Here is a 1620-nt window from a genome sequence, read left to right as displayed (position 1 = left end):
AGTAGAAATGGTAGTGGTTGGACCAGAAGATCCATTAGTTCTAGGAATTTATGATTTCTTCAAGAATGACACTGAGATTAAACATATTCCAGTAATTGGACCTTCAAAAGTGGGAGCGCAATTAGAAGGAAGTAAAGAATTTGCTAAAGAATTTTTAGTAAAACACAACATTCCAACGGCTCGTTACGAAAGTTTCACCAAAGATACAGTAGAGCAAGGTTGCCAATTTTTAGAAACTTTAGAAGCACCTTACGTTTTAAAAGCAGATGGATTAGCTGCCGGAAAAGGGGTTTTAATCTTATCTGATTTAGAAGAAGCGAAAACCGAATTACGAAATATGTTAGTTGGTGCTAAATTTGGACAAGCAAGTTCCAAAGTAGTAATCGAAGAATTTTTAGACGGAATCGAATTAAGTTGTTTCGTTTTAACCGACGGAAAATCATATAAAGTATTACCAACAGCAAAAGATTACAAACGTATTGGAGAAGGCGACACAGGTTTAAATACAGGCGGAATGGGAGCGGTTTCTCCAGTTCCATTTGCTGATGCGGTTTTATTAGAAAAAATTGAAACTCGAATTGTAAAACCAACCATCGCAGGTTTACAAAAAGACGGAATCGAATACAAAGGATTTGTTTTCATCGGATTAATAAACGTGAAAGGCGAACCAATGGTTATCGAATATAACGTTCGTATGGGAGATCCAGAAACAGAAGTAGTCATGCCAAGATTAAAAAGTGATTTAGTTGAAATTTTTGAAGCCATTGGAAATCAAGAATTAGAGAAAATCACGCTGGAGATTGATGAAAGAGCCGCTACAACTATCATGGTAGTTTCAGGAGGTTATCCAGAAGATTATGAAAAAGGAAAAGAGATTTTCGGTTTAGAAAACATCACGGATTCTATACCATTTCATGCAGGAACAAAATTAGAAAACGGAAAAGTGGTAACCAATGGAGGTCGTGTAATTGCGGTAACTTCATACGGAAACGACTTTCAAGAAGCCATAAAAAAATCTTATCAAAGTATAGCAAAACTACAATTTGATAAGATGTATTTTAGAAACGATATTGGTAAGGATTTATAATCCTTGCTAATATCTTAAGATTATTTTAAAAATGAGTGTGCAGTAGTATCTTGCTCATCTTCATTATTTGCTTTGAAGATGTTCAATTGCTTAATCCAATATGTCATTGCACCACAACAAATAATAATAAAAATCCAGTTTAAGATATTTGCAGTCCACCAATTAGTTAATTCTAGTTCTCTTAACCAATCCATTGGTAAGAATAAAAAATCTACGAAAAGTGATTGTATTCCTTCAAAAAATGATTTCATTTTGATAAAGTATTATATTTACACCACAAAAATATAAAATATTCTAATGTTAGCAAGCATTTTTAGTAAAACAAGACCATTTAATTATTTAGTAGTAGGTATTCTATCGCTTTTTTTCTTTTCTGTGAAGATAATTGTGTTAGCACAACCTAATGCTAATTGGATTTATTATGCTGAAGAGTTTGGTTTATATGTGCTTCTTTTTGCTTCATTATTCATTTTAAATTTCATTACACTCAAGAACGGATTAACCAAAGGAAACAATTATGCGTTGTTTTTATT

General features: G+C 32.5%; 2 protein-coding genes and 1 pseudogene. 2 read left to right on the top strand and 1 reads right to left on the bottom strand.

All coding sequences use genetic code 11. The features are described 5' to 3' along the window. On the top strand, positions 1 to 1087 hold a 1087-nt coding region (gene purD, locus L6Q46_RS13980; protein WP_291284825.1), incomplete at its 5' end, for a phosphoribosylamine--glycine ligase. A 20-nt stretch (positions 1088 to 1107) separates the two neighbouring features. Here the strand turns inward: purD and L6Q46_RS13975 are convergent. Further along, entirely contained in the window at positions 1108 to 1338 is a 231-nt protein-coding gene (locus tag L6Q46_RS13975; protein WP_133609015.1) for a uracil phosphoribosyltransferase, read from the bottom strand. Between the two features lie 46 nt (positions 1339 to 1384). Between L6Q46_RS13975 and L6Q46_RS13970 the strand changes: the two are divergent. Next, a pseudogene (locus L6Q46_RS13970) lies at positions 1385 to 1620 on the top strand (hypothetical protein); the annotation flags it as partial.

Origin of the sequence: Flavobacterium sp. (assembly GCF_023151265.1) — a bacterium.
Taxonomy (GTDB): domain Bacteria; phylum Bacteroidota; class Bacteroidia; order Flavobacteriales; family Flavobacteriaceae; genus Flavobacterium.
The sequence above is the reverse complement of the archived record's forward strand: the minus strand, read 5'-3'. Positions and strand labels throughout refer to the sequence as shown.

Excerpts from the sequence above, each read along its gene's own strand:
- L6Q46_RS13975 (WP_133609015.1), bottom strand. The coding sequence starts at position 1,338 with ATGAAATCATTTTTTGAAGGAATACAATCACTTTTCGTAGATTTTTTA.